This window comes from Streptomyces sp. NPDC059787 (assembly GCF_042732315.1).
Classification (GTDB): Bacteria; Actinomycetota; Actinomycetes; order Streptomycetales; family Streptomycetaceae; genus Streptomyces; species Streptomyces atrovirens.
Genome location: NZ_JBHWHX010000018.1, coordinates 58,892 through 80,046, shown reverse-complemented (window position 1 = coordinate 80,046; position 21,155 = coordinate 58,892). Strand labels below are relative to the sequence as shown.

Here is a 21,155-nt window from a genome sequence, read left to right as displayed (position 1 = left end):
AATCGCCTCCATGGACCGTGCAGCTCTGGCCGACTTCCTGCGCCGCCGCCGCGAGGCGCTGCAGCCGGAGGACCTCGGCCTTCCCACAGGCGCACGCCGGCGGACCCGGGGTCTGCGGCGTGAGGAGGTCGCGTCACTGGCCGTGATGTCGACCGACTACTACACCCGGCTGGAGCAGCGGCGCGGGCCGCAGCCCAGCGAGCACATGCTGGCCTCGCTCGCCCGGGCGCTGCGGCTGACGGGCGACGAGCGCACCTACCTGTACCGGATAGCCGGGCACAACGCACCGGTGTCGCTGTCGGCCTCGCCGCATGTCGCTCCCGCGCTGCTGCGGGTGCTGGACCGGCTCGACGACACCCCGGCGCTCGTTCTGACCGACCTCGGCGAGACGCTGGTGCAGAACAGGATGGCCGCCGCCCTGTTCGGGGACGCGACGAAGCACACGGGTCTCGCCCGCAGCGCGATCTACCGCTGGTTCACCGATCCCGCGGAACGGTCGGTCTATCCCGAGGCCGACCACGCCCGGCAGAGCCGCGCCCAGGTCGCGAACCTGCGCGCCGCCCATGGACTGCGCGGCCCGCGCTCGCGGGCCGGTGAACTCGTGCGCGCCCTCCAGAAGGCGAACGAGGAGTTCGCCGAACTGTGGGCCCGCCATGAGGTGGCGCAGCGGTTCGAGGACCACAAGACGCTCGTCCACCCCGAACTCGGCGCGATCGAGCTGGACTGCCAGGCGCTGTTCACCGAGGACCAGTCCCAGACACTGCTCGTGCTCACGGCTCCGCCGCGCACCGAGGGCCACGAGAAGCTGCAACTGCTCGCCGTGCTCGGCCTGGACCGCTTCTCCGAGGCCGAACGGTAGGGCCGGCGCCGAGGGGGCCGACGACCGGTCCCGACGCGGCCCACCGAGCACACGAGCAGGAAGGCGGCGGCCGCGCCGAGCAGCGGCCCCACCAGGTCGTACGACGGGCACGACGGCACCCGCTCTCCGCGCACCGGGGCCCACGCCCGGGAGGGCGTCGCCCGGATTCCCCCGGGCGGAGCACCGTACGTGAAGGCGTCCGGTGGACCCGTGCCGGCGTGCTGTTCGCCGGGTCAGCGCCGACGGTCGTGACCGCCCCGGTGATGGTCACGGCCGTCGTGGTGGTCATGGTGCCGGGGGTCTCCGTCCAGGGGAACGGTGTCGCAGTACACCACCGGCCCCGGCGTGGTGGGCGGGGTCCCCGCGTCGGGCGGTATTCCGTCGGTCTCCATGACCAGCAGACGCAGCCGGTCCCGCTGCTCGCCCTCGGGCAGCGGGACCTGGCCGATGTAGGACGGGGTCCTGGTGGAAGCCGCGTCGATCGAGGTCAGCGTCACGGTCGTGTCGTGGAGCGTCACCCAGGCGAGGTCCTCGTCGGTGACGGCGTCGTTCCGCCGTTGCACGGTCGCCGTGACCCGGGGCGGCGGGGAGTCGGACGGGTCGTACGACGGGCCGGTGACGCTGACGGTCGGTACGTCGTCGAGTTTCACCCGTAGTTCACGGTCGGGCAGGGTCCGTACCAGATCGGTGACCACGACCGGTGAGATCTCGGCCCCCGGAATCGAGTTCGGCTGGTAGCGGACCAGGGCCAGGCGGATGAACGGCAGACAGGTGTCCCCGGTGTCCAGGTCCAGGTCGCAGAACCAGCGGTCCCCCTCGGCGTCGAACTGCGGGGTGAAGCCCACGACGGTGACGGTGGGTGGCTCCGTGGGCTTCACGGGGGCGAGTCCCTCGGCGTGCCGCACCGCGTTGGTGAACGTCGACACGGTCGGGGTGACGACTCCCGCGGAGCGGTGGACGGGGTCGCGGCCCATCAGGGTCACGCCCGGGGCGTCCGCGGCGGGTGTGCCGGCGCCCACTGCCGGCCCGAGCACCACGCCGAGGAGTTCGCCGTCCCCGGAGGAGAACCAGGGACGCTGCAGGAACACCCGGATGCCGCCACCACGGCGGCGCCGGACGACGGTGCCGGGCGGGCCTTCGACGGTCTCGAGGGACAGCGTGGGTACGCAGTACAGCACCCTGGGTGCGGTGGGCCTGGCGCTGCTGGGTACCGAGTGTTCCACGGCCGCGCCCCGGACGGTCCGGGCGCTCGCGTCGTGTTCGGCGAGCCGGGACGGGAAGTACTCGCCGAACCTGGTGCCGGCCACCGGGTGGTAGAGCACCTTGCGGTGCTTGGTGTCGCCGAACTCGTGCTTCTTCGGTTCCGTGCTCGCCGACCGTTCCGCGGCCGGGGTGCTGAAGGCCAGGGTGCCGTCCTGGAGGGTGGCCGGTGCGGCGTCGGCACCGTCGGCGGCCGGGGCCAGCTTCGCGGTGAGGAGACCGAAGACCGGTGTGGTCATCGGACGCTCGGCGCGGCCCTCGTCGCCCTCGTCGACCACATCCGTCCACTGTGCGACGAGGTCGATCCGGTCGGTGCTGCCCTGGTCCAGCCCGATCGTTCCGGCGAGGTGCTCGGCCGTGGCGTCCTCGGGGCGTTGTCCCGTGGGCCGCAGGTCCAGGACGGGTTGCCTCAGTGGCCGCTGTACCGCGTGCACCAGGGTGAGTTCCTGACGTGGCGTGAACATCCAGTGGCGTCCGGCGGCCGCCATGTCCAGCGCGGTGGACGCCCTTTCCCGCACCTCCGCCTCCTGCCGTGCCGCCCTCTCCCTGACCTCGGGCGCGGCCTGTGGGGCCGGCTGCGGGCCGGGCTGCTCGCGGCACCAGGAGGCCAGGCCCATCAGCGACTCGTCGAACCGGACCGCGGAACACACCTGTACGGTGGCGACCTGGGCCTTGGGGAGCGAGACGGTCAGCACGCGTGACGACTCGTCGAAGTGAGGCGGGGCATCGCCTTCCGCCAGCCGCAGCCGGAACGAGAGGGGCCGGTGCCAGACGTCGCCTCCCCACGCGACCTCGAACGGCTTCCCCTGCGGCATGCCCGGCAGATCGAACAGCAGGACGCCGGCGGCCAGCGGCTCGCACAGATAGGGCAGTTCGACCTGTTCCCCGGTGTGCCGGGCGGTCGCCGCGGGGTGCTCCGGGTCGGCGGCGGGCGAGTCGACCGGTACCACTTCGACGTCCGGCTGGTTCGGATCGTTGAGCGACCCGTTCTCCCGGGACGCCAGCGCGTAGCCCGCCTCCCTGGCCGCGCGGTCCTGCGAACCGATGGCCCCGTCGAGCAGTCCGTGCCGTTCGACGCACTGCAGTGACGCCTTCGGAGCCACGAGGTGCCGTTCGTCGACCCCGTGGAAGGGGGTGTGTTCCCCTGTGGTGACCAGCGGCGAGCCGTTGAGGTCGGCGGCGTACTGTTCGGCGGTCCGGGCCGGTTCCTCACCCCGGGGAGTCTCGCCGGCCGCCGTGCCGGGGGTGCCGGCGGCGGCGTCGCAGTCGACGGCGAAGCCGCTGTTGCGGCCGAGCTCCGTGAGGGACCGGCAGCCGGGGACGCCGTCGGCGTCCCCGCCGCGGAAGCCCTGTTCGCGCTGTTCGGCGGCGTAGGCCTCGCCGGTCTGGGATCCGAAGTGGCCGGTCGCGCCGGCGGGGATGGGGTGGCCGCGGGCGATCAGGGCCTGCTGGACGAGGCGTACGTCGTCGTTGGTCATGCCCGGCTGTACGTCGGCCAGTACGACGGTCCGTGTCCCGGTGCCGGGGGCCGCACCGCCGGCCGGGCCGGGTGCGCTGCCGGGGGTGCTGCGGATGACCAGCCGGGACACCGAGGCGCCCTCGTCGAGCGGCAGCCTGGGTACGACGGCGGGGGCCGGCACGGACTCGAACCTCCGGAACTGCAGGGGCCCGTCCCCGGGCAGGGCCCAGTCGCCGTCGTGGTCCCGGTCCATCAGGGCATCGGCTTCCCGCAGGGTGAGGCCGTTGCCCGCCAGGTCGACGGTGCGCAGCCGGATCCGGTATCCACGGCCGTACCTGAGGCAGGGCAGCGTGCCCTTCAGCACCTTGACGTCGATCTCCAGCGGCAGCCGGGTCTGCCTCTCGTTGGCGGGCTCGACGACCTCGTCGGGCGCCCCTTGTCCGATGCCCAGGACCCGGCCGGGCCGGGGCGCGGAGAGGGACCAGTTCTCCCAGGTCGTGATCCGTTCGGGCACGTACAGCCGGTCGCTGTCGGCATCGTCCGGCGGGGACACCAGGTTGATCTGGAAGAAGCCTTCGTCGGACGCCGTGAGCAGCGGTTCGCCGGCACCGGGGGAACGGTATGCGACTGTGCGCGCGTGCAACGAGTACCAGCGGCCCCGGGTGTCGTCCCACACGTCCATCCGGTGACCGCGGACCAGGTCCTCGGCGCCGAGGTCCGGCATGTCCGCCGAGTCCGGCCGCTCCGGATGCGGTACGTCCCCCGCCTGCCTCTTCGCCAGTGCGGCGGCGGCCGCGTCGTTGTCCTGGGCCGCCTTCTTGAAGTCGTCCTCGAGGAGCTTCAGGCGTTTGTCCCTGACCAGGGAGAGCCCCTGGGTGCGGACCGGAGCCAGTCCCTTGGTCTCCGGGGCCGGCGCGGTCGGGTCCGGTGCGGGGGCGCCGGCCCCGGCCGGGCCGCGGGCGAGTTCCGCCAGTTTCAGCGCGGCACCGTCGATGTCGGCCTGTTCGAGGGAGAAGTCGTCCTCGGGCAGCGCCAGCAGACCGAGCGCCGGAGAGCCGAGCGGACCGGTTTCGGTCTTCCGGGACGCGGGGACGAACAGTTTCCGGTCGGGAAGGCAGACGTAACGCGTGCGCGGGGCCAGGTCCCTCGACCGCGGACCGAGTTCGGACGTCCAGTGCGGGACGACGCTCAGTGTGTGCTCGCCCGAGGAGACGGGGACGGTCCCGTCCGGGAGGAGGAAGTCCAGGATCAGCCCGAGCCGTCGGAGCAGGGCCGGGTGGTCACCGAGCGAGGTGATCATCTGGTGGAAGTCCGGGTCGGGCTTCTTCGGCGGCGGAGGCGGCGGTGTCTCTCCGTCCGCGAGCGTCGGGGTGTTCCGGCCCAACGGCTCGTGGAATTCCTGTACTTGGTTCAGCCCTTCGCGCATGGTGGTGGCTTGGGAGGAGAGCCCCGGGTGCTCGGTGTTCATCATCTCCCGCATCATGGAACGCATTTCGGGGGGCTGCTCGGGAGACTCCCGTGCCGCCCGCCCGTAGGCCGTCCGGGTCGCTTCGCTGACGCTCCGGGCCGAGTAGGTGCGGGCCTCGTGGGTCCGTGGGGCCATGTCCTGGAACACGTAGGGCTCCAGCGGGATGTCCTCGCCGCCGAAGAGTTTCGTCCAGAGCGCGGCGTCGGGGGCCGGGCCGGACGGTCGGACCTGGCCACCGAAGGAGGGGGAAGCGCCGTCTCCGGGCCCGAACTCGAAGGTCGCTTCCCGCAGTTTGTCGGGCCAGGCGCGGAAGTCGGGGAAGGCCCGCAGCGTGCCGCGTTCCGGCGGTTCGGCGGGATCCCGGTCGGGGACCCCCAGTCGTGGGGTGACGAAGACCGATACCTTGAGCTGGGTGCCGTCCGCCGGGATTCCCGCCGGGAGCACGGTCCACAGGACTTGCTGTTCGAACTTCATGATCACTTCCCGCCGGGTCTACGGGGCGCCGTCGAAGCTCAGGCAGTAGTCCTCCCAGTGCGTCTCCTTGTCGAAGCAGTCGACGAAGGAGGGGTCGCCCGGCGCACCCGAGAAACTCCGCTCGAGCTCGAGGGATACGGACTTGCTGAAGAAGGCGATCTTCACACTCACCGTGAGGGTGCCCCTCCCCCGGATCACGGACTCGTTGTCGTGCTTCTCGTACGTGAGCTCCAGATAGAACTCGACGGAGACGGTGACGATGCCCAGCACGCTCAGGAAGCCGTTGCAGCGCAGGTAGCCGCCCACCTTCACGAGCTTGTCCCGGACTTCGAAGCGGACACCGGCCATGACCGTCACTCCGCCGCTCGCCACGCCCAGGTTCAGTGCCGCTCCCCCACCGAACTCGATGGCGCCCTCGACCTCGATGCGCCCGGCCGCGTCGACCAGCACGGAGACGTTGCCACCGCCGCCGAACATGGAGACGACGACGTTGAAGGGACGCTGCCGCTCGGCGACCGCGAAGCGGAAGGAGATGGCCTTGTCGGGGTCGAAGGGGATGGTCAGTTCCGTCTTCAGGGAGACGTTGGCGAGTGAGAAGACACCGATTCCGATGGTGGGAAGGGCCAGCGTGTAACCCGTGCGGATGCCCCAGGGCTGGACGTCCACGTACGCGCCGGAACCGAAGGCGTCGGCGGGCAGGGCGCTGCGCAGCGTGTCGATGAACCGGAGCTCCCCCAGGAACCGCATCTCCAGGCCGGACGCCGACACGTCCGGTTTGTTGCCGGGGACGGTCCTGAATTTCAGGTCGGCGATCTCCACACGGACGACGTCGGCGATGACCAGCGCGATATCGCGCAGCCGGCCCTCCACCGACGTGTTCTGCCCGCCGTCCTTCGAGACGGTCGTCCGCGCGTCCAGGGTCAGCACCGCGTCGGTCACGTCCAGGAGGAACGTGTTGTCCGGTGGCTCCGGCTGCGGTTTCCGCAGCTTGGTCTTCCACACGTAGCGCAGTTCCCTGCCCTCCCCGTCCACGAGGTCGCGGACGCGCAGCACCGGGGCGGGGATCATGCCCTCCGCGTCGTCGAGCAGGTTCTGGATCTCGGCCTCTCCGAGCTGCTTCAGTCGGCCGAGGTGCTCGGTGGTGATGGGCGCCAGGAGTGCGGACAGGTCGATGAAGCCGAGCAACTTGGCTTTTCCGAAAGCCTCCTGGATGTCCTTCATGGGTGCCGCTTCGACGGGGCCGGTGGAGTCGGCCCTGAACATGTCCGGTACGACACCGGCCTGAGCGGTGATCACCTTGACCGCGGCGTTGGGCCGGGCGAGGCCACCGGCCTTCTCCGCGGCGAAGTCGAGGCCGACCGCGTTCTTCAGGTCGAGGTAGGCACGCGCCGGATGCGCCGCCATGCCGCGCTTGCGGTAGATCTCGTTGAACTCGACGGACACCTCCCCCGCCTTGGGGGCGAACGGTTCGAGGGCGGGGACCCGCACCTCGGCGGAGGACACGACGAGCATGCCGGCCAGCGGGTGCTGGCCTCCGGCCTCCTTCTGGGCCAACGCGAAGGTCAGTCTGCCCACCGCGTGAGCGGTGCTGCCGGGAGCGTCGGCGGGCGGCTGGGCCATGGCCATCACCTGCCCGCCCAGCGGCCGTTCGAGGCGCTTCTTCTCCTTCGTCTCATCCGACGTGTAGAGGTTGTTCAACGCCCCCCAGGCATCGGTCCGTGAGTCGGGCACGAACACCAGCGGCGTGGTGAAGCTGACCGTGCGCCCCTCGTGGTCGGTCGCCAGAACGGTGAACCGATGGTCTCCGCCGCCCTCGAGCTCGACCCAGAACGGCTCCGCGGCCTGCGGCTGGGCGTCCGGTCGGTCCAGGGGCGGCGGCGGCCACACGGGTTTGATCGGCGGGGTGACCCGGTCGGTGATGCGCAGCACTCGGAAGGGCATCTCGCGTCCCTGGTTCGGGAAGCCGGTGCTCTCCCCGTAGCGCACCTCCGGTTCACGGGGCAGGATCCGGTCCTCCCGCTGCAGGTAGGCCACGATCCCGTCGTCCTTGTGGGCGACGAACAGCCGCTTGAACTCACTCACCAGGAGGGCCGGGTGCCCGCTGGTGAGGACGCCGCGGGTGACGACTCTGACGAACTGGTCACGTCCGAGACCGGTGATGTGGTCGTACGCCACGAGTTCCGGGCTGCGCCTCTCGAGCTTGGCGAACTGCTCCTTGGCGCCCCGTGACACGTCGTCCCAGGCACCGTGCAGATGGGCGGAGGCGCCCAGTGGTGTCGCGATGAACTGCTCGGCGCGCAGGGGGGCGCTGGGCAGCGGTATGGGCGCGTTGTTGAGGTCGACCAGCTCCGTGCGGCTGGTGAGGGTGACCAGGTCCTCCAGATTCGCCTCGGTCAGCGGAACGTGCGCGGGGACGGGGGGCCGCCCCTCGGCCCTCCTCAGGGCCCGCAGCAGTGCGTCGCCCCTCCGTTCGCTGTTCAGCAGGGCGTGCCACAGCCCTGTGCGGCCGTCGGCGTCGTGGGGCTCCGGTCGGCAGGTCCAGGTGACGGGTTCGTCGTAGGTGAGGAACAGCCGGGTGGGGAACTCGAGGACGCTTCCGGGGAGTTCGGGGGCGGGGACGCCCGGCTGGAGCAGCGGCACGGTCATCGGCACCAGCCGCTCCCAGTCGAGCAGGGATGCCAAGGACAGGTCCAGGCTCTCCACCTCGGGCGGTACCGAGAAGACCAGTTGGGACACACCGGAGGTGAAGGCTTCCAGGGAGCCGGGTGGGGTGGTCGTGAAGTCCAGTTTCCCGGGGACCTCCTCCCGGACGTGTTGCGGTGGCAGTCCGACGACGACCAGCGTCGGCGCGGCCGGCTCCCGCCGCACCAGACGGCGGCCGTCGAACCGGAGGTTCACCAGGCTTATGTCGACCACGAGCATGTCCGCGGGACGTACGACCCTGAACGGTCCCACCGCGCCGTCGTCACCGGGGCGGTCGGGGCGGCCACCGCCCCCAGGGTGGTCGGGACGACCACCACCACCGGGACGGTCCGGACGACCACCACCACCGGGACGGTCGGGGCGGCCACCACCACCGGGACGGTCGGGGCGGCCACCACCCCCATGGTGGTCCGGACGGTCGCCTCCGCCGGGGCGCCTGGGACGGCCACCGCCGCCGGGACGGCCCCCTTGGTGACGTTCTCGCATGTCCCGCCCGGGTGTCGGCGTGACAGGAGGACGGCTGTGGGAAGCCATGAGGGAACCCCCTCGTACGAGGGAAGGGAAGGCTGGGGGGGGGCGGGCCCCGTCCGAGGCCGCTCGCCTCTCCTCTTCCATGGTGCTCCCGAGGGCGGAACATCACCAGCGAGCGTGCCGAGCGGCTGTCGCATGGCGCGGGGCGTCGGACGGTGGGACCCTGGAAGTGGTGTTGTGTGCCGCTCCACTCTCTCGCGAGGAGGGATTGGTCATGGCCAAGCGTCTGGTCGTCTGCTGCGACGGCACATGGAATTTCGCGGACCAGCCGAGCAAGACCAATGTCGCCAAGGTCGCCCTGTCCGTGCGTCCCGGGTCCGCCGCCGGGAAGGAACAACGCGTCTACTACCACAGCGGTGTCGGCACCCACCGGTGGGAGCGTCTGCGCGGCGGCGCGTTCGGTGTGGGGCTGTCCCAGAACGTCGTGGACGCCTACCGGTTCCTCGTCGAGACGTACGAGCCCGACGACGAGTTGTTCCTCTTCGGTTTCAGCCGCGGCGCGTTCACCGCCCGCAGTCTGGCGGGGCTGGTGCACAACAGCGGTGTCCTGCGCCGGGACCACGCCGACCGGATCCCGGAGGCCTGGGCTCTGTACCGTGACCGCATCGAGCAGCCGAACGGCGCGGCCGCCACGTTGTTCCGCCGCTCGTACGCGCGCGAGACGGACATCAGGTTCGTCGGGGTGTGGGACACCGTCGGCGCCCTGGGCATCCCGGTCCCGGACACCACATGGCTGCAGCCGTCGGCGAACCGGTTCAACCGCCGCTGGGCGTTCCACGACACCGAGCTGAGCGACCGGGTCGAGGCGGCCTTCCACGCGCTGGCCATCGACGAACAGCGCTCGGCTTTCCGGCCGGCCCTGTGGCACCAGCATCCCGAATCCGCCGCGCGGGGCCAGGAGTTGAAGCAGGTGTGGTTCGCCGGGGTGCACTGCGATGTCGGTGGCGGCTACGCGGAGACGGGGCTGTCGGACATCGCCCTGCTGTGGATGGTCGACCATGCCCGCAGACACGGGCTGGAGTTCGACGCCGACGCGCTCAGCACGGAGGGACCCCGGGTGATGAAGCCCGAGAAATGCGTCGACTTCCGTGTACGGCCGGATGGTTCGGGCACTCTCCACGCCTCACGGACGGGCATGTACCGGCTGGCCGGGCCGCTGCACCGGCCGCTCGGAAAGGCGGTGGACGACCACGGCGAGCCCGACGGCAACGAGTTCCTGGCGGTGCCCGCCAAGGAGCGCTACGACCGTGACACGGGCTACCGGCCGTCGGAACTGGAGGGGTACCTGGGCAGGCAGGAGCGGGTCCGGCTGGAGCCCGTCCTGCTGCCGGACCTCGCCTCGAGCCTGCCGCCCATGCCTCCCGCCGCGTCCGGTCCGGGAGAGACGGCCGACACGCGGGACGGACTCCACCGTGCCAGGTGACACCGGTCGGCCGCGGCGATATCCCTTTGCGCGGCGCTTCCCGGCCTGGTTGGCTCACGCCCATGACCTGGCTTCCGCATGATTTCGTCCATCCCCTCCACGTCGGCATACCCGACGGCGGAGGCCACCGGCTGCGCCCGATCAGCGGTGCGGACGCACCGCTGGACTACCCGACGGTGATGGGTTCGCGGGAGCGGCTGTGGTCGATCTTCGGCCCCGCGTGGGGCTGGCCGGCGACCACGATGTCGTACGAGGCGAACCTCGCCGATCTGGAGCGGCACGCCCGGGAGATCGAGGCGCACGAGTCGTTCAACTACACGATCGAGAACGCGGACCGCACCGCCCTGCGCGGCTGCGTCTACATCGACCCGCCCGAGAAGCAGGGGGCGGACGCCGAGATTTCCTGGTGGGTGGTGGACGACGAGGTGGGCGGTGCGCTGGAACGGGCGCTGGACGCGTTCGTGCCGCGCTGGATCGCCGAGGACTGGCCCTTCGAACGGCCGCGCTTCATCGGCCGGGACCTGACCTGGGAGGAGTGGCTCCGGCTGCCGGATCATCCGTGAGCGGAGCCGTTCCAGCCGGTTCGGGCGTGCTCCGTCGGTCCCGGTGGGCAGACATGTCCCGACCGGTGGTCGAGCAAAGGGGACAAGGTGACGCGGAACTCCGCTGACGCGGTGGAATCGATGGAGCAGCTCGCCACGGTCTGGCGGGACATGGTGCTCGACCGGGATCCGGGCGCGGACGTGCGGGACCTGCCGGGCATCGCGGTGCGCTGGGCGGAGTGCCGGTTCGGTTTCTGGAACTGCGTCACGCTCACCGACGCCGGGGCGGGCGCGGGCCTCATGGAGAAGCGGCTGGGGCAGGCGGCGGACATCATGCGCTCGAAGAGGCACGCGGGCTTTCTGTGGGTCTTCGAGGACCTCCTCGACGCCGAGGCGCGCCCGCGCCTGGCGGAAGCGGCCGAGCGTGCCGGTCTGGTGCACGCCTTCTCGGGCACCGGTATGGCCGGCGACCTGCTGCCGGTCCCCGAACCGGCGCACCCGGACCTGACGTTCACACGGGTCGGCACGGACGAGCACCTGCGGGCCTACGCCGACCTCAACTCGCGCGCCTACGGCATGCCGCTGGAGGCCGGCCGCGACGGCCTCGTGGGTTCGCGGCTGTGGAGGACGGGGGTGCACGCCTACCTGGGCATGCGGGATGGCGTTCCGGTGACGTGCGCCGGGGCCGTGGAAGCGGACGGCCGCCTCTTCGTCGTACTGGTGGCCACGGACCCGCGATGGGAGCGCAGGGGGTACGGGGAGGCGGTGACCCGCAAGGCCCTGCACGAGGGCGCCCGGACCACCGGACTGACCCGCGCCACGCTGCACGCGACCGCCGCCGGGGCCCCCGTGTACCCGCGGATCGGCTTCGAACCGAACAGCCCGCTGCACTTCTTCACCCTGGGAAGCTGACGGGGACCGCGCCCGGGGTCCCGCGTCATCGGGTGGACAGCGGGCCGCCGGTGCTCCCGCGGAGGGCCTCGCGCATCTCGCGCAGGCGCCGCACCTGCCGGCCGCCCTGCCATGTCAGCAGCGGCAGGCAGATCGCGCCGAGCAGCGCGCAGACCAGCGCCTGGCGGACCTGACCCAGGAGGAGCGGCGCGGCGACGAGCAGTACGTACATCAGGCAGAGGACCGCCAGGGCGGGGCGCCGGTGCCGGGTGCGGTGCAGCCGCTGCTCCACCAGGTCCAGCATGGCCTCCCGGTCGGCGGGCGAGGAGGGGACCTCCCCGTGGCGCAGCCGGCGGTCCAGGGTGACCAGGCGGTCGCCCGAGCCGCCGGCCGCGCGTTTCTCCCTGGCCCGCAGCACCAGCAGGACGGCCACCGCGCCCACCGAGGTGACGGCGGACCGTGCCAGCACCACGAGGGCCGGCTCCCCCGGTGACATCAGCATGATCACCGCCCAGCCCAGAAGGACGACGAGCAGCACCTGGGCCCAGATGTGGCGGCCGAGGAAGGTGTTGAGCCGTTCCACCGCCGCCCCCTACCGTCCGGACCGGACGTCGCCGCGCCGGACGCTTGCCGTCCGGGCGGTCAGCGCGGCCGCCAGCAGCACGCAGGCGACCACGCTGTACGCCCATTCCGCCGTTCCGCGCACCACGCCGACGACACTCCACACCGCCCACAGGGCGAGCACCACGCACAGCGCCGTCGAGGCGATGTCGGCGACGCGTGCGCGTAACTGAGCACGCTGGCGCGTGCCCGGTTCGAGGTCGCCGAGTTCCTGTCCGTCGTGGTCGTGGCGCGCTCCCATGGCCGGCCTCCTTGCGTACTTTGCCTTGTTCGTCCTTGACGCTCTATCGGCTACCCCCGGTCGAAAGCGTCAAGCGGCGGACGGGCCGGGCAAGTTGCCGGGATCAGGGCAGGGTCCACTTCTGGTTGGGTCCGGTGTGGCAGGTCCACAGGTGGACCGGCGTACCGTCGTTCCACGTACCGCCCGAGGCGTCCAGGCACTTGCCCGACTGCGGATTGCGGACCGTACCGTCCGACTGGGCCGCCCACTTCTGCGCCCCCGTCCCGTTGCACGTCCACAACTGGATCCGCGTACCGTCCGCACTCCCGCCACCGGACACGTCCAGACACTTGCCCAACGCCCTCAACGAGCCGTCGTCCGCCACCGTCCACCGCTGCGCCGCCGACGCGTTGCACGTCCAGACCTGCACCTCCGTACCGTCCGCCGTACCCGCGTTGTCCACGTCCAGGCACTTGCCGTTCACCCCCCTCACCTCACCCGTACGTGGATCGGACGGAGTTCCGGCCTGTTTGATCCGGATGTTGCGGAAGGCCACGTCGTCCCCGTCGCCGTGGTTCTGGAGGCCGATACGGCCCTGTGCCAGGCTGCGTGCCGGGTCGGTGTTGGTGAAGTCGTTGATCTTCCGGCCGTTGAGGAAGACCTCCAGCCGCTCTCCGGTGACGCGGATCTCGTACGTGTTCCACTCCCCCGGCGGGTTCAGCGCCGCGTCGCGTGCGGCGAGGTCGGCGGACCGGAATCCGTACACGGCTCCTGTGGTGCGGTCGGCCGCGTCGGTGGCGTCGATCTGGATCTCGTAGCCGTTGTCCACCGCCGACCAGGGGTCGTCGGACGCCGGGAAGCCCACGAAGACACCGGAGTTGTCGTCCCCGCTCGCCCTCCAGTCCAGTTTCAGGGAGTAGTCACCGGTGAACTCCTCGGCGTCGTACCAGAAGAGGCCCAGTCCGCCGTGCGAGGTGAGGGTGCCGTCGGCCAGGGTGAAGCCGCCCGGTCCCGCCTGCTTCCAGCCGGTCGTTCCGGTGCCGTCGAACAGGGGTGTGTAGCCGGTCTCCGGGCGGCAGTCGGCCCGGGTGGTGCCGGCGGCCCAGCGGATGCCTCCGAGCAGGTGCCGGCGGAAGGCCGGGTCGGCGTAGGACTCCTCGGTGTGGCCGCCGCCGGTGTAGAAGGCGCGGCCACCGGCGTAGTCCTTGCACCAGGCGATCGGGTGGTCGCCCGCCATGGAGCCGCCGGAGTAGCTGGACTCGTCCAGCGAGGCCAGGACGTGGGCGGTGGTACGGGGGTTGGTGCGGTAGTTGTACCACTCGTCGGTGCGCTGCCAGGTGCCGGCGAGGTGCGCGGTGGCGTCGTGCGCCCGGTCCTCGACCTCGACGGTCGCCGGCTGGATGGCGGGGTGGGACTGGAAGAGGGCACCGGCCAGTCCTTCGTAGAAGGGCCAGTCGTACTCGGTGTCGGCGGCGGCATGGATGCCGACGTATCCGCCGCCCGCGCCCAAGTACTGTTCGAAGGCCGTCTGTTGGGAAGGACCGAGTACATCGCCCGTGGTCGACAGGAAGACCACGGTCCGGTACTGCGCCAGGTTGGCGGTGGTGAAGGCCGCCGGGTCCTCGGTGGCGGTGACGGTGAAGTTGTTCGCCGCTCCGAGGTCGCGCAGGGCCGTGACGCCCTCGTCGATCGAGGAGTGGCGGAAGCCCGCCGTCCGGGAGAAGACGAGGATCCTGTACGCCGGGTCGGCCGCCGCGGTGGCCGTGCGGTCCGCGGTGTCGAGGGCCGCCGGTGCGGTGCCGGGCAGGGTCGCGGCCTGGGGTGTCAGGCAGAGCACGGCGCCGGCACACAGGCCGATCGCTGTCTTGAGCAGGGTGCGCATCGTGGGTCGCCTCCTTTCTACGGCAGGGTCCACTTCTGGTTGGGTCCGGTGTGGCAGGTCCACAGGTGGACCGGCGTACCGTCGTTCCACGTACCGCCCGAGGCGTCCAGGCACTTGCCCGACTGCGGATTGCGGACCGTACCGTCCGACTGGGCCGCCCACTTCTGCGCCCCCGTCCCGTTGCACGTCCACAACTGGATCCGCGTACCGTCCGCACTCCCGCCACCGGACACGTCCAGACACTTGCCCAACGCCCTCAACGAGCCGTCGTCCGCCACCGTCCACCGCTGCGCCGCCGACGCGTTGCACGTCCAGACCTGCACCTCCGTACCGTCCGCCGTACCCGCGTTGTCCACGTCCAGGCACTTGCCGTTCACCCCCCTCACCTCACCCGTGCGGGTGCCGCCGGTGGAGGTGGTGAAGGAGAACTCGTCCACGTCGAACAGGGCGCCGCTGCCGCCCTTGAAGACGAGGTACAGGGTGGTGGTGCCGGCCGGCCGGCCGGTGAGGGACGCCGTGACGTCCTGGAAGGTCTCCCAGCCGCCGGTGACCGGCACGGTGGCCGTGCCGAGCAGGGTGCCGGCCGGGGAGCCCGCGCGGACTTCGAGGGTGCCGCCGCTGCCCGCCGAGGAGACGCGGGCGGTGAAGCCGGCGGCGTTGTCGAGGCTGTAGGGCGTGAAGGAGATCCAGTCGCCGTTGTGGATCTCACCGACCGTCCTGCCGCCGTGCGCGGGTGTGTGGTTGACGACCTGGACACCGGCGGAGTCGCCGTAGTGCTCGGCCTGCCGGTGACCGGGCTGGGTGATGTGCTGGTCGTGCGCGGTGAGCGCGGGCTGTCCGTTCGCGCCGTTGTCGGTGTACTCGGCGTCGATGACGCCGAAGATGTTGGCGTTGGGGTCGTGTTCGCCGTCGGCCAGGGTGTGCAGGGTGCCGGTGCAGCCGGTGGCCGAGGTCTGCGGGTGGCCGTGGCTGTCGTGACCGACGATGAAGGTGACCTTCACCTTGGCGCAGTCGATCGTGCCGTCCTCCGGATCGGTGACCGTGACCTTGAAGGGGATGGCGGCGCCGAAGTCGTAGATCCGTCCGTCGGCGGGTGTGTCGAGCCGTACGGTCGGGGCGGTGTTGCCGACGGTGATCCGGACGGAGGCCGTGGCGGACTTGCCGGTGGGGTCGGTGACCTTCAGCGTCGCGGTGTACTGGCCGTTGGTGGTGTAGGTGTGGGACGGGTCGGCCGCGGTGGAGGTGGCGCCGTCGCCGAAGGTCCAGGCGTGGGTGAGAGCGCCCCCGTCCGGGTCCGAGCTGCCGGCCGAGGAGAAGCCGACGGTGAGGGGTGCCGTGCCGGAGGTGGTGTCCGCCTCGGCCTGGGCCAGCGGGGCGCGTCCGCCGGTCACGTGCTCGATGCGGTACAGGGCGGAGTTGGCGTCGCCGTTGAAGTAGCCGGTGCCGTAGTCCAGGACGTAGAGGGCGCCGTCCGGGCCGAAGGCCATGTCCATCACCTGGGTGCCCGCCCAGGGGAAGGCGTTGACGGCCTGCACGCTTCCGTCGCCGCCGGTCTCGATGCGCTTGATCCAGCGGCGGCCGAACTCGCCGGCGAAGAGGTCGCCGTCGTACTCGGCGGGGAACTTCACCTCGGAGGTGGAGTTCGCGTCGTACCGGTAGACGGGTCCGCCCATGGGCGACTCGGATCCGTTGCCGAACTCGGGGACGGAGGCGCCGTCGTAGGGGATCCAGGCGGACTGGGCGGGCGGCAGGCCGGTCAGGCCGGTGTTGTGCGGCGAAGTGTTCCTCGGCGCCGCGCAGTCGAAGGCCGCGCCCGAGGCGCCGGCGGCGAAGTCGTAGTCGACGTAGGCGTCGTTCCTGCCGGTGCAGTAGGGCCAGCCGAAGTTGCCTGCCCTGGTGATCCGGTTGAACTCGACCTGTCCGCCGGGGCCCCGGGAGGCGTCGGCGGTGCCCGCGTCCGGGCCGTAGTCACCGACGTGGACGGTGCCCGTGGCCTTGTCGACGCTCATCCGGAAGGGGTTGCGGAAGCCCATCGCGTAGATCTCGGGCCGGGTCCTGGCGGTGCCGGGCGCGAAGAGGTTGCCCGCCGGGATGCCGTAGGTGCCGTCGGGGTTCACCTTGATCCGCAGGATCTTGCCGCGCAGGTCATTGGTGTTGCCCGAGGAACGCTGGGCGTCGTAGGCGGGGTTGCGGGAGGCGCGCTCGTCGATGGGGGTGTAGCCGTCCGAGGCGAAGGGGTTGGTGTCGTCGCCCGTCGACAGGTACAGGTTGCCCGCCGCGTCGAAGTCGATGTCGCCGCCGACGTGACAGCACAGGCCGCGGGAGGCGGGCACGTCGAGGATCTTCTTCTCGCTCCCCACGTCGAGGGTGCCGTCGGTCCGCAGGACGAACCGGGACAGCCGGTTGACGCCGTCGAACGGGGTGAAGTCGGATGCCGTTCCGTCGGCGGGGGCGTCGCCTGCCGGGGTGTTCAGCTCGGGGGCGTAGTACAGGTAGACGAAGCGGTTGGTGGAGAAACCGGGGTCGGCCGCGACGCCCTGCAGGCCCTCCTCGTCGTGGCTGTAGACGTCCAGTCTGCCCGCCACGGTGGTGGTGCCGGCCGCGTCGGTCCGTCGCAGGGTGCCGTCGCGCGAGGTGTGCAGCACCGAGCGGTCCGGCAGCACGGCCAGGGTCATGGGCTCGCCCGTTTCGGCCACGCCCTTGGCGAGGGTGACCTGCTGGAAGTCCTCGGCCGCCGCGGCTGCGCCGCCGGGTCCGGCCGGGGCGGCGGCGGGGGCCCCGACGGCCGGGCCCATGGGCAGCGCCAGGCCCATGGCACACGCCACGGCCGTCAGCAGCATGCGGACACGTCTGTGTCCGAGCGGTTTCGTGCGCACGGAAGTCTCCAGGAATATGGGGGGGTGGCGGCAGGCCACGGGGGCCTGCCGTGAAGGAGTACGGGCGCGCGCCGTCGCGCCGTCGAACACCGGGCCGTCACCCCGGACAGGGTTATGACCGGTCCATTTCAAGGAAGTTAGCGGGCCTCGCGTGAACGCGTAACCCCTTTCGCGCGCGGTCCCGCGTCTTCTTCCTCGCATGGGACAAAGTGCCGGTGCCGTTCCAAGTGCCGCCGGCACCGTGCCGGTTGCCGGACCGCAGTGCGAACCGGTCGCCGTCCCGGTCGTCATCGCGACGCATTGGTCCCCGTGCAGGCGTCACAATGCGGGACAGGGGCGCCTCGGTCCAGGCGAAGGCATAGGCTCGGTGCGCGCGGCCGGCCGAGGGCGCGTCGGGCCCGGGCCCGGGGGTTGGACGAACGGAGCCGTTCCGCTGTGACGCACGCGCACGAGGAACACGAGGAAGAGGTCCTGGCCCGGATCGCCAAGGGACTCGTCTACACCGAGTCGGAAGCGGCCTTCCAGGCTCCCCGGCGCCGCACCGAGCAGATCTTCGAGTACAACCACACCCCGCCGGGCGAGACGGAGAAGCGCCGGTCGCTGCTCGTCGCGATCCTCGGGTCGGTCGGTGAACGCACGGTGCTGCTGCCGCCGTTCCACGCCGGGTTCGGCAGCAACGTCCACATCGGCGACGACTTCTTCGGGAACGTGAACCTCACCTTCGTCGACGATGTCGACATCCGCATAGGTGACGGTGTGATGATCGCTCCGAGCGTGACCCTGACCACGACGGGACACCCGGTGCACCCCTCACGACGCGCCGACTTCGGGCGGTTCTCGGAGCCGATCGTGATCGAGGACAAGGTGTGGATCGGCAGCAACGCCGTGGTCCTGCCCGGCGTCCGCATCGGATACGGATCGGTCATCGGCGCCGGCAGCGTCGTCAGCCGCAGCATCCCCCCGATGACCGTCGCGCTCGGCACCCCTTGCCGCGTGGTCCGCGCCATCACCGACGAGGACCTCGCCACACGTAACGCCGAAGGGTAGGCGGCGTCGTCCTGCCGTGGGCTTCACAGCCGCCCGGGACGCGGACGGTCAGCTTCGGGCCTCCTCGGGTTTCCGGCCCCAGACGGTCAGCAGGCCGGCGGACAGCGCGGCGCACTCGTCGGAGTCCAGGTACCGGACCGCGTCGTCGACGGCGGCGTCGTCGACCAGGCCGGTGGCGAGCATCGCCGCTCTGCTCCGCTCCCAGGTGTCCGCCCAGAAGCGGCTGATGGGGCTGCCGGGCAGCAGCGGCGGCACATGCATCTCGGCGGCGACACGCACGAGCCCGGCTCCGCACAGCAGCCGGGGGTACGACGGCACCCAGGAGACATCGGTGCCGATGGTCTCCCGCAGCCCCTGCCACATCGCCCGCATCACCCTCGTGTACGGCGTGCCGGGCGCCCGGTCGCTCGTCAGGTCGACCGCGTCACCGAGCACCAGCACACCGCCGGGCGCGACGAGTCCGGCCAGTGCCGTGATCAGGCGTTCGCGCTCGGGCAGGTGCATCAGCACGAAGCGCGCGTGGACGAGCCGGAACCGGCCGGGGGCGAAGTCCGGGGCGGTGATGTCGGCCTCCAGCACGTCGAGCCCCGGCACGGGCCGCTCGGTGAGGAAACGGACGTCGCGGTCCACGGCGAGCACGCTCGTCACCCCGGCCTCGTCCAGCAGCCGGCGGGAGACCGTGCCCGTTCCGGCGCCCACGTCGAGGCAGCGCCATCCCGGGCCGGCCCCGAGTGACCGCAGCCGCGCCAGGGTGATGTCGTCGTAGGCGAGGGCGCCGCAGTCGACGCGCTCGTCCTCGTGCGGCTGTCCGGGGCGGAAGACGTCCTCGCCGTACCGGCCGCGCCCGCGCGGTCCGGCGGTCACGTCGCCGCCCGCGTGACGCCGGGAGCGCCGTTCCCGGCGCGTTCCGGCGCCCGGTCGGCGGAGGACTTCGGCAGCGGGTCGTCGGACTGTTCCATGGCCGGACCTCGTTCACGCGGCGGACGGTGCCGGGCGGCCCGTCGCGGGGCCGCCGCCCCACCGATCCTCCACCGGGGCCCACCGGGACGGCCGAGGCGCGCCGTGCCTGGGCCGATCGGCCCTCCGAAGGTCCCCTACGGGCTCAGCCCTCGGGAACGCGCAGGGCCAGGAGGGCCACGTCGTCGTCGTTGCCGGCGGGGCGGACACGACGGAGCAGTTGATCGGTGAACGAGGTGAGGGGCCGGTGGGCCAGGGCGGCGGCGTGCTGGCGCAGCCGGTTCAGCCCCGTGTCGAGGGTCTGGCCGGGTGCTTCGATGAGGCCGTCCGTGTACAGCACCAGGGTGGATCCCGGCGGGAGCAGCGCGCTGGCGTCGGGGCGCCGCAGTCCCGTCTGGGTGCCCAGGAGGATGCCGTGGCCGTCGGTGAGGTAGCTCGCCAGGCCGTCCCGGCTGATCAGCAGCGGCGGAGGGTGGCCCGCGTTGGTCCAGGACAGCTGCCAGTGACCGTCGTGGGCCGTTTCGATCCGGCCGAAGATCATGGTGGCCATGGCGACGTCGGTGATGTGCTGGATCGCCTCGTCGAGCCGTTCGACGATGCGGCTGGGGGGTTCGTGCTGGGACCAGGCGTAGGCGCGGAGCATGTTGCGGACCTGTGCCATGCCGGCCGCCGCCTCCAGGTCGTGGCCGACGACGTCGCCGATGGCCAGGGCGGTGGACGCGTCGGACAAGGGGAAGGCGTCGTACCAGTCGCCGCCGACATGTGAGGCGTCGGGTGCGGGCAGGTAGCGGACGGTCATCTCCAGGCCCTGAACGCCCGGCATCTGGGGCAGCAGGTGGTTCTGCATGGTCTCGGCCACCTTGCGCTGACGCTGGTAGAGGCGGGCGTTGTCCAGGGCGAGGCCGGCCCGGCGCGCGATGTCCTCGATCAGCGGGAGGTCCGTGGGTGCGAAGGCCGCCGGAGTCTCGGTACGGCCCAGGGTCAGCGCGCCCAGGACCGCGCGTGTGCTGCGGATGGGTGCGATGGCCGCGGAGTGCATCCCCGTGGCGTGGAACAGGCGGCCCTGCTCGACCGCGATGCCGGAATCCGGTTCCCTCTGGTAGGTCCGCGGGCCGGCCAGGGTGGAGGAGACGCCGCGCAGGGCTCTGGACAGGGGCATCGGGGATTCCTCGGGAATCGGCGGCATCGGTCCCTGCAGGTCCTCGCGCTGCACCAGCGTGTCGCCCTCGGCGTGGACCACGACGGTACGCCACACCTCGTCACGTTCGGTGATCAGGTCGATGACCGCCCAGTCCGCCAGCCGGGGCACGACCAGGGTCACCAGCCGCTCCAGCGCCTCGTCGGCGTCGAGAGTGGAGGTCAGCTGCGTGGTGGTCTCGGCCAACAGGGCCAGCCGTTGCAGTTCCGACAGCGACCGGGCCGTCGGCTCCGGCAGGGGGCCGGTGTCCCGTAGGGGCTCGGGGGTGTGGAAGACGACGAGTGTGGTGACCCGGTGGTCGCCTATGCCGTACGGGGTGATCAGCCAGGAGACCGGCAGCACCGAACCGTCGGCGCGTGCGAAGTAGTCCTCGTCGGCCTGGGCGGGGTGTCCGGCGTGGAACGCCTGTCGCATCGCGCACTGGGTCCTCGGCATCTGCTGCCCCTGCGGATCGCGGTGCAGCAGGTCGTGCGCGTCATGGCCGAGGAGTTCTGCGGCAGGCCGGCCCAGCAGTTCCTCGGCGCGGGCGTTGACGGCGATGATGCAGCCCTGCTCGTCGACGACGTAGGCGCCCGCGCCGATGGCTTCCAGCGCGGCGGAAGCGGTCGGCACGGACAGCCCCTGGACCTCCCTGTGCTCCGACCCTGTCATCGTGACCTCCTTGCCTGCCGGGTCGACGCCCCGCCCGCCGCCCGTGTGTCCAGCCGCATGTGCCTTCTCCCGCCTTCCCGCTTTCCCCGTATG

14 protein-coding genes are annotated in these 21,155 nt (G+C 71.5%); 5 read left to right on the top strand and 9 right to left on the bottom strand.

All coding sequences use genetic code 11. The features are described 5' to 3' along the window. Positions 1-10 precede the first annotated feature (10 nt). Positions 11-859 carry a helix-turn-helix transcriptional regulator gene (locus ACFV5H_RS19080; RefSeq protein ID WP_385196040.1) on the top strand — a complete coding sequence of 283 codons (849 nt, stop codon included), beginning with the start codon at positions 11-13 and terminating at the stop codon, positions 857-859. Between the two features lie 233 nt (positions 860-1,092). Here the strand turns inward: ACFV5H_RS19080 and ACFV5H_RS19075 are convergent, their stop codons facing one another. The 3 genes from ACFV5H_RS19075 to ACFV5H_RS19065 are packed head-to-tail and all read right to left on the bottom strand — an operon-like array spanning position 1,093 to position 8,618. Beyond that, positions 1,093-5,520, bottom strand: a complete 4,428-nt coding sequence (locus tag ACFV5H_RS19075; RefSeq protein WP_385196037.1) for a peptidoglycan-binding protein — start codon at positions 5,518-5,520, stop codon at positions 1,093-1,095. A gap of 18 nt (positions 5,521-5,538) precedes the next feature. After that, positions 5,539-8,436, bottom strand: a complete 2,898-nt coding sequence (locus tag ACFV5H_RS19070; protein ID WP_385196034.1) for a hypothetical protein — start codon at positions 8,434-8,436, stop codon at positions 5,539-5,541. Further along, positions 8,424-8,618: a hypothetical protein gene (locus tag ACFV5H_RS19065; protein WP_385196032.1), complete on the bottom strand. Its 195-nt coding sequence runs from the start codon at positions 8,616-8,618 to the stop codon at positions 8,424-8,426. Before ACFV5H_RS19065 ends, ACFV5H_RS19070 begins: the two co-directional genes overlap by 13 nt. Before the next feature lie 350 nt (positions 8,619-8,968). Here ACFV5H_RS19065 and ACFV5H_RS19060 point away from each other — a divergent pair, with 350 nt between their 5' ends. The 3 genes from ACFV5H_RS19060 (at position 8,969) to ACFV5H_RS19050 (ending at position 11,631) form a co-directional block, all read left to right on the top strand. Next, positions 8,969-10,177, top strand: coding sequence for a DUF2235 domain-containing protein (locus ACFV5H_RS19060; RefSeq protein WP_385196030.1), 1,209 nt, complete (start codon positions 8,969-8,971; stop codon positions 10,175-10,177). Between the two features lie 62 nt (positions 10,178-10,239). After that, entirely contained in the window at positions 10,240-10,740 is a 501-nt protein-coding gene (locus ACFV5H_RS19055; protein ID WP_385196028.1) for an N-acetyltransferase, read from the top strand. Positions 10,741-10,860: 120 nt separating this feature from the next. Further along, the gene (locus ACFV5H_RS19050; protein WP_385196189.1) at positions 10,861-11,631 is read left to right on the top strand and encodes a GNAT family N-acetyltransferase; all 771 of its coding nucleotides are present in this window, start codon (positions 10,861-10,863) and stop codon (positions 11,629-11,631) included. Between the two features lie 25 nt (positions 11,632-11,656). Here the strand turns inward: ACFV5H_RS19050 and ACFV5H_RS19045 are convergent, their stop codons facing one another. From ACFV5H_RS19045 to ACFV5H_RS19030, 4 genes are all read right to left on the bottom strand, one after another. Further along, a complete protein-coding gene (locus tag ACFV5H_RS19045; protein WP_385196026.1) occupies positions 11,657-12,193 on the bottom strand; it encodes a hypothetical protein in 537 nt (178 codons plus the stop codon). Positions 12,194-12,202: 9 nt separating this feature from the next. Further along, positions 12,203-12,472 carry a hypothetical protein gene (locus ACFV5H_RS19040; RefSeq protein WP_385196023.1) on the bottom strand — a complete coding sequence of 90 codons (270 nt, stop codon included), beginning with the start codon at positions 12,470-12,472 and terminating at the stop codon, positions 12,203-12,205. 103 nt (positions 12,473-12,575) lie between these two features. After that, entirely contained in the window at positions 12,576-14,333 is a 1,758-nt protein-coding gene (locus tag ACFV5H_RS19035) for a lectin (protein ID WP_385196020.1), read from the bottom strand. A gap of 17 nt (positions 14,334-14,350) precedes the next feature. Beyond that, a complete protein-coding gene (locus ACFV5H_RS19030; protein ID WP_385196186.1) occupies positions 14,351-17,173 on the bottom strand; it encodes a lectin in 2,823 nt (940 codons plus the stop codon). 471 nt (positions 17,174-17,644) lie between these two features. On the opposite strand from ACFV5H_RS19030, the gene ACFV5H_RS19025 reads away from it, so the two are divergent. Then, positions 17,645-18,256, top strand: a complete 612-nt coding sequence (locus ACFV5H_RS19025; RefSeq protein WP_385196017.1) for a sugar O-acetyltransferase — start codon at positions 17,645-17,647, stop codon at positions 18,254-18,256. Between the two features lie 48 nt (positions 18,257-18,304). Here the strand turns inward: ACFV5H_RS19025 and ACFV5H_RS19020 are convergent, their stop codons facing one another. Beyond that, complete coding sequence (locus ACFV5H_RS19020; RefSeq protein ID WP_385196014.1) at positions 18,305-19,120, bottom strand: class I SAM-dependent methyltransferase; 816 nt, start codon at positions 19,118-19,120, stop codon at positions 18,305-18,307. A 238-nt stretch (positions 19,121-19,358) separates the two neighbouring features. Continuing rightward, complete coding sequence (locus ACFV5H_RS19015) at positions 19,359-21,062, bottom strand: SpoIIE family protein phosphatase (protein WP_385196012.1); 1,704 nt, start codon at positions 21,060-21,062, stop codon at positions 19,359-19,361. Positions 21,063-21,155: the final 93 nt, after the last annotated feature.

Bases quoted from the DNA above. Each gene is read 5' to 3' on its own strand.
- ACFV5H_RS19055 (WP_385196028.1), top strand. From the start codon at position 10,240: ATGACCTGGCTTCCGCATGATTTCGTCCATCCCCTCCACGTCGGCATA.
- ACFV5H_RS19030 (WP_385196186.1), bottom strand. From the start codon at position 17,173: ATGCTGCTGACGGCCGTGGCGTGTGCCATGGGCCTGGCGCTGCCCATG.
- ACFV5H_RS19035 (WP_385196020.1), bottom strand. From the start codon at position 14,333: ATGCGCACCCTGCTCAAGACAGCGATCGGCCTGTGTGCCGGCGCCGTG.
- ACFV5H_RS19080 (WP_385196040.1), top strand. From the start codon at position 11: ATGGACCGTGCAGCTCTGGCCGACTTCCTGCGCCGCCGCCGCGAGGCG.
- ACFV5H_RS19050 (WP_385196189.1), top strand. From the start codon at position 10,861: ATGGAGCAGCTCGCCACGGTCTGGCGGGACATGGTGCTCGACCGGGAT.
- ACFV5H_RS19060 (WP_385196030.1), top strand. From the start codon at position 8,969: ATGGCCAAGCGTCTGGTCGTCTGCTGCGACGGCACATGGAATTTCGCG.
- ACFV5H_RS19040 (WP_385196023.1), bottom strand. From the start codon at position 12,472: ATGGGAGCGCGCCACGACCACGACGGACAGGAACTCGGCGACCTCGAA.
- ACFV5H_RS19015 (WP_385196012.1), bottom strand. From the start codon at position 21,062: ATGACAGGGTCGGAGCACAGGGAGGTCCAGGGGCTGTCCGTGCCGACC.
- ACFV5H_RS19075 (WP_385196037.1), bottom strand. From the start codon at position 5,520: ATGAAGTTCGAACAGCAAGTCCTGTGGACCGTGCTCCCGGCGGGAATC.